The sequence below is a fragment of the Ectopseudomonas composti genome (assembly GCF_001567565.1).
In the GTDB taxonomy this organism is placed as follows: Bacteria; Pseudomonadota; Gammaproteobacteria; order Pseudomonadales; family Pseudomonadaceae; genus Aquipseudomonas; species Aquipseudomonas composti_A.
The window spans coordinates 1-6,207 of record NZ_LSSW01000009.1 but is presented as its reverse complement, the minus strand read 5'-3'; the positions used below and the strand labels follow the sequence as shown (position 1 = coordinate 6,207).

The 6,207-nt window shown below is 65.2% G+C and carries 4 protein-coding genes; 1 reads left to right on the top strand and 3 read right to left on the bottom strand.

Features of this window, described 5'->3' with window-relative positions; all coding sequences use genetic code 11:
• Positions 1 to 193: 193 nt before the first annotated feature.
• Complete coding sequence (gene gcvP / locus PCLY_RS01915) at positions 194 to 3,046, bottom strand: aminomethyl-transferring glycine dehydrogenase (protein ID WP_061237563.1); 2,853 nt, start codon at positions 3,044 to 3,046, stop codon at positions 194 to 196.
• Positions 3,047 to 3,055: 9 nt separating this feature from the next.
• Positions 3,056 to 3,439, bottom strand: a complete 384-nt coding sequence (gene gcvH / locus PCLY_RS01910) for a glycine cleavage system protein GcvH (protein ID WP_061237562.1) — start codon at positions 3,437 to 3,439, stop codon at positions 3,056 to 3,058.
• 343 nt (positions 3,440 to 3,782) lie between these two features.
• Between gcvH and sodC the strand changes: the two genes are divergently transcribed.
• Positions 3,783 to 4,334 (top strand): superoxide dismutase family protein, encoded by a 552-nt coding sequence (gene sodC / locus PCLY_RS01905; protein ID WP_061237561.1) that lies wholly within the window; start codon positions 3,783 to 3,785, stop codon positions 4,332 to 4,334.
• A 103-nt stretch (positions 4,335 to 4,437) separates the two neighbouring features.
• Here the strand turns inward: sodC and PCLY_RS01900 are convergent, their stop codons facing one another.
• Positions 4,438 to 5,958, bottom strand: coding sequence for a sigma-54-dependent transcriptional regulator (locus PCLY_RS01900; RefSeq protein WP_061237560.1), 1,521 nt, complete (start codon positions 5,956 to 5,958; stop codon positions 4,438 to 4,440).
• Positions 5,959 to 6,207: the final 249 nt, after the last annotated feature.

Sequence of the window (6,207 nt, the reverse complement as noted above, 5' to 3'; positions counted from 1 at the left end):
GCCGGGCGTTTCGCGAGTTGAGGTAGCCCGGATGCAATCCGGGAGCTTTTCATGGCATCCCCGGATTGCATCCGGGCTACGGCTGGACACGGACTGTCCCCTCTCCCCTCGGGGAGAGGGTTAGGGAGAGGGGCGGCGGATGCAACCCTCTCCCCAGCCCCTCTTCCATAAATGGGAGAGGGGGACACGCTCATCACGCGTCCTGATACGCCTCGATGGACGGGCAGGCGCAGACCAGGTTGCGGTCGCCGTAGACGTTGTCCACGCGGCCCACCGGCGGCCAGTACTTGGCCTCGATCAGGCTGGCGACCGGGTACACGGCCTGCTCGCGGCTGTAGGCGTGGTTCCACTCGCCAACCAGCTCCAGGGCGGTGTGCGGGGCGTTCTTCAGCGGGTTGTCGTCTTTATCCAGACGGCCTTGCTCGACTGCGCGAATCTCCTCGCGAATGGCGATCATGGCGTCGCAGAAGCGATCCAGCTCTTCCTTCGACTCGCTCTCGGTCGGCTCGATCATCAGGGTGCCGGCCACCGGGAAGGACATGGTCGGGGCGTGGAAGCCGAAGTCGATCAGGCGCTTGGCCACGTCGTCGACGCTGATGCCGCTGCTGTCCTTGAGTGGGCGGATGTCGAGGATGCACTCGTGCGCCACCAGACCGCCTTCACCGGAGTACAGCACCGGGTAGTGCTCTTCCAGACGGCGGGCGATGTAGTTGGCGTTGAGGATGGCCATCTGCGAGGCGCGCTTGAGGCCCTCGCCACCCATCATGGTGATGTACATCCAGGTGATCGGCAGGATGCTGGCGCTGCCAAACGGTGCGGCACTGACTGCACCTTCCTTGCGCGCCATGTTGGCGTGGCCGGGCAGGAACGGCGCTAGGTGCGACTTGACGCCAATCGGGCCGACGCCCGGGCCGCCGCCGCCGTGGGGGATGCAGAAGGTCTTGTGCAGGTTCAGGTGCGAGACGTCGCCGCCGAACTGACCGGGGGCGCAGAGGCCGACCATGGCGTTCATGTTGGCGCCGTCGATGTACACCTGGCCGCCGTTGGCATGGATGATCTCGCAGATTTCGCGGATGCCTTCCTCGAACACACCGTGGGTGGACGGGTAGGTGATCATGATCGCGGCGAGGCGATCCTTGTGCTCTTCGGCCTTGGCTTTGAGGTCGGCGATGTCGACGTTGCCACGGCTGTCACAAGCGGTCACCACCACGCGCATGCCGGCCATGGAGGCGGTCGCCGGGTTGGTGCCGTGGGCCGATTGCGGGATCAGGCAGATGTCGCGCTGATCGTCGCCACGGCTCATGTGGTAAGCGCGGATGGCCAGCAGACCGGCGTATTCGCCTTGAGAGCCGGCGTTGGGCTGCAGCGACACGGCGTCGTAGCCGGTGGCGGCGCAGAGCATGGCTTCCAGTTCAGCGGTCAGCTGGGTGTAACCGGCGGCCTGCTCGGCGGGCGCGAACGGGTGCAGGTTGCCAAATTCCGGCCAGGTCACCGGGATCATCTCGCTGGCGGCGTTGAGCTTCATGGTGCAGGAGCCCAGCGGGATCATGCTGCGGTCCAGGGCCAGGTCCTTGTCGGCCAGTTTGCGCAGGTAGCGCATCAGCTCGGTTTCGCTGTGGTAGCGGTTGAACACTTCGTGCGTGAGGATCGCCGATTGGCGCAGCAGGCCTTGCGGCAGGCGGCTGGCGATCTGCGCGGCCAGGTCATTGACTGCAGGGGCAGCCTGCTCACCGGCGAACAGTGCCAGCAAGGCCTCGACGGCAGCCTGGTCGGTGGTTTCGTCCAGCGACAGGCCGAGACGCTCGGCGTCGATCTCGCGCAGGTTGATGCCGGTAGCACGGGCCTTGGCATGCAGCTCGACGGTCTTGGCGTCGGTCTTGATGCTCAGGGTGTCGAAGAAGTGCTGCTGCTCGACGCTGTGGCCCAGCTTGGTCAGGCCCAGGGCGAGAATGGCGGTGAAGCTGTGTACGCGCTGAGCGATTTCGCTCAGGCCTTTCGGGCCGTGGTACACGGCGTACATGCTGGCGATGTTGGCCAGCAGCACCTGGGCGGTGCAGATGTTGCTGGTGGCCTTCTCGCGGCGGATGTGCTGCTCGCGAGTCTGCATGGCCAGGCGCAGGGCCGGCTTGCCGAAACGGTCGACCGACATGCCGACCAGACGGCCCGGCATGTCGCGCTTGAATGCGTCGCGGGTGGCGAAGTAGGCGGCGTGCGGGCCACCGAAACCCAGCGGCACGCCGAAGCGCTGGGCGCTGCCCAGGGCGACGTCGGCGCCGAACTCGCCCGGCGGGGTGAGCAGGGTCAGGGCCAGCAGGTCAGCGGCGACGGCGACCAGAGCGTTGGCGGCGTGGAAACGCTCGACCAGGGCGCGGTAGTCGAAGATGTCACCGTTGCTGGCCGGGTACTGCAGCAGCGCGCCGAAGTAGGCGCTGGCGTCGGTAATCGTGGCTTCGTCGCCCACGTGCACTTCGATACCCAGCGGTTCGGCACGGGTGCGCAGCACGTCGAGGGTCTGCGGGTGGCAGTGCTGGGAGGCGAAGAAGGTGTTGCTGGCCTTGTTCTTCGACAGACGCTTGCAGAAGGTCATGGCCTCGGCGGCAGCGGTGGCTTCGTCGAGCAGCGATGCGTTGGCGATCTGCATACCGGTGAGGTCGCTGATCAGGGTCTGGAAGTTCAGCAGCGCTTCCAGGCGGCCCTGGGAAATTTCCGGCTGGTACGGGGTGTAGGCGGTGTACCAGGCCGGGTTTTCCAGCAGGTTGCGCAGGATCGGGCTCGGCGTGTGGGTGCCGTAGTAACCCTGGCCGATGAAGTTCTTGAACTGCTGGTTCTGCGCGGCGATGGCCTTGATGCGCGCCAGGGCGTCGGCTTCCGACAGGCCCGGCTGCGCGCCGAGGATGCTGGTGCCCTTGATGCTCTCGGGGATTACGCTGTCGGTCAGGGCATCGACCGAGTCATAGCCGAGCAGCTGCAGCATGGCTGCGGTGTCGGCATCGCGCGGGCCGATGTGGCGAGCGATGAATTCGTTCTGGGTATCGAGCTTGGTCATGGCGGTCACTCAGGCGTCGGCGTTGGCGTTCAACAGACGATCATAGCCGGCCTTGTCCAGCAGGTCGGCCAGCACGGCGTTGTCGGCCAGACGCATGCGGAAGAACCAGGCCTTGTCCAGCGGCGACTCGTTGACCAGCTCCGGGGCGCCTTCCAGCTCGCCATTGATTTCGACGATCTCGCCGTCCAGCGGCATGACGATGTTGCTGGCGGCCTTGACCGATTCCAGCACCGCTACTTCCTCGCCCTGGGCATAGGACTTGGCTTCCGGCAGTTGCACGTACACCACGTCGCCGAGCGCGTCCTGGGCGTAATGGGTGATGCCGACGGTCACCAGACCATCGTTGTCCAGACGCAGCCATTCGTGATCGGCGGTGAAACGCAACTCGCTCATGTCAACTCCTCAAGGGGTAAAGGTGTCCGCTTCTAGGTGGCGGGCAGGTGGCAGTGTGTAAGCAATGCCAATGCCATGATTATAAAATTCAATAAAATCAATTACTTATGTTGTTTTTCGGTGGTTTTTGATCGGTGCCTGAGAAGGTTGTGGAACGTTATCGATACGGAATGTCGTGTCGCAAATGGAAAAGTCAGCGTCGCGCCAGGCGTAATGCGGGTTTCACCCGTCTGTTGCTTAATCGTTACGGTGGAATGAAATCGATACATTGATTATCTGGAACTGCTGATCACCTCGGTGGGTCGGCATGCAGACAGTTCATCGACAAGGAGCTCGACCCAGCATGAAACCTCTGATTCCTCTGGCTTTCGCCCTGCTTGGCGCCGCCTCGGTGCAGGCCAGCGAGACCATCAACGTGACTATGGAACAAGCGACCGAGAAGGGCCCTGGCGCGGCGGTGGGCACTGTGACCATCAGCGAGTCCGCCTACGGGCTGGTCTTCACCCCGGATCTGAAAGGCCTGGAGCCGGGCATTCACGGCTTTCATGTGCACGCCAAGGCCAACTGCAACGCCATGGAGGTCGATGGCAAGCTGACACCGGCTGGCGCCGCAGGTGGGCATTGGGACCCGAAGGATGCCGGGCGCCATGGCTTCCCCTGGGAGGATGACGCGCATCTTGGCGATTTGCCTGCCCTGTATGTTGGGGCGGACGGCACTGCCAGCCAGCCGGTGTTGGCGCCGCGACTCAAGAATCTGGAGGAGCTGCATAACCGTGCGCTGATGATTCACGCCGGTTCGGACAACCATGCCGACCATCCGAAGCCGCTGGGCGGCGGCGGTGCGCGTGTGGCTTGTGGGGTGATCAAGGTGCCGACCAGCAGCACGCCGATCTAAGCCATCGCCAGGAAGCCTAGGGTGGGTCATCAGCGCTGATCGGCGAGTGAGCTGACAGCGCGGTGGTGCTGCGCCGCCTAACCCACCCTGCAGGGCGAGTGCGTCAGTGCTTGCCCGGTATGCCGTACTTGCGCAGCCGCTTGGCGATGGCGGTGTGCGATGTGCCCAGGCGCACGGCCAGCTGGCGGCTGGATGGATGGCTGTCGTAGAGCTTTTCCAGCAGCGCCTTCTCGTACTCGTCCATGGCCTGTTCCAGGCTGGCCACTTCACCTTCGACCCTCGGCGCTACCTCGGTGCCGGCAATATCCAGGTCGTCCATTTCCACCCAGTTGCTGTCGCAGATGGCGGCGGCGCGGAAGATCACGTTCTGCAGCTGGCGCACGTTGCCCGGCCAGCGTCCGACCAGCAGCGCCGGGAAGGTAGCGGGCGCCAGGCGGCAGGGCAGGCGCTGGATCTGCGCGCAGGCCTGGGCCATGAAGTGCTGGGCCAGCAGCAGGATGTCCTGGCCACGCTCGCGTAGCGGCGGCACTTCCAGATTGAGTACGTTGAGGCGGTAGAACAGATCCTCGCGGAAGCTGCCTTCGGCGACCATCTTCTCCAGATCGCGGTGGGTGGCGCTGAGGATGCGCACATCCACCTTCACCTCGCGATCGCCACCGACGCGGCGGAAGCTGCCGTCACTCAGAAAACGCAGCAGCTTGGCCTGCAGGTAGGGCGACATTTCGCCAATCTCGTCGAGAAATACCGTGCCCTGGTTGGCCAGCTCCAGCAGCCCCGGCTTGCCGCCGCGCTGGGCGCCGGTAAAGGCGCCGGGGGCGTAGCCGAACAGCTCGCTCTCGGCCAGGTTCTCCGGCAGAGCAGCGCAGTTCAGCGCCAGAAAAGGTGCGGTGCGGCGCACGCTGGCGGTATGGCAGGCGCGCGCCACCAGCTCCTTGCCGGTGCCGGTTTCACCGTGGATCAACAGCGGCGCATCGAGCGACGCCACACGCAGGGCGCGGGCCTTGAGCGCACGAATCGGCGCCGACTCGCCGAGCAGCGAGTCGAAGCCCTCGGCGTGGTCGTGATGCAGGGCAGCCAGGCGCTGGCCCATGCGGCTCGGCGCATAGAGAGTGAGCAGGCCGCCGGTGAGGCGACCGTCCTCGGTGATCGGCTGGGCGTCGAGCAGCAGCGGCTGGCCGGCGAAATGCACCTCGCGCAGGGGCTGGTGGAACCCGGCGGCGAGCAGCGAGTGTTGCAGTGCATCATCGGCGAACAGCGCAGCGATGTTCATGCCCTCGGGAGCGCGCCCATACAGATCGATCAGTGCCGGATTGGCCAGCAGTACGGTGGCGCGGTCATCCACCGCCAGCACCGGGTCGGGCATGGCCGCGAGCAAGGCGTCGAGCTGCAGCCGGCGGCGCTGGCCGGGGAGGATGTCCACCACCTCCACGCTCTGCACGCCGTGCACCTGCAGCAGCGCACCGCGCAGTTCCTCGAGCACCGCAGCGCTCAAGGTCGGTGCGTCGATGTAGACGTTTGGCGGTACCATCTCCACCGCATCGAGGTTCAGATTGCGCCCGCCAAGCAGCGCCAGGACTTCCTGGGTGATGCCGACGCGGTCGATGAAGCTGACGTGGATGCGCATTGATGACGGTCGAAATGGGCGAACAGGCGGCGATTATGCCTGCTCTGCCGCGCATGAGGAAAAGGGCGACACCGTGAGTACAGAAAAACCGAGCCGCGCCGACTACCACCGCGAGCACCAGGCGCGCGCCGAAGCCGAGGCCCAGCGCCTGTTGGCGCGCAAGGAAGAGCTGCAAGGGCGCTGGTTGCCCTGGGTGGCGCAGGAGCTGTATCAGCTCAGCCCAGCGGAGTTCGCCAACATGGTGCGGCG

Excerpts from the sequence above, each read along its gene's own strand:
- gcvP (WP_061237563.1), bottom strand. The coding sequence starts at position 3,046 with ATGACCAAGCTCGATACCCAGAACGAATTCATCGCTCGCCACATCGGC.
- gcvH (WP_061237562.1), bottom strand. The coding sequence starts at position 3,439 with ATGAGCGAGTTGCGTTTCACCGCCGATCACGAATGGCTGCGTCTGGAC.
- sodC (WP_061237561.1), top strand. The coding sequence starts at position 3,783 with ATGAAACCTCTGATTCCTCTGGCTTTCGCCCTGCTTGGCGCCGCCTCG.
- PCLY_RS01900 (WP_061237560.1), bottom strand. The coding sequence starts at position 5,958 with ATGCGCATCCACGTCAGCTTCATCGACCGCGTCGGCATCACCCAGGAA.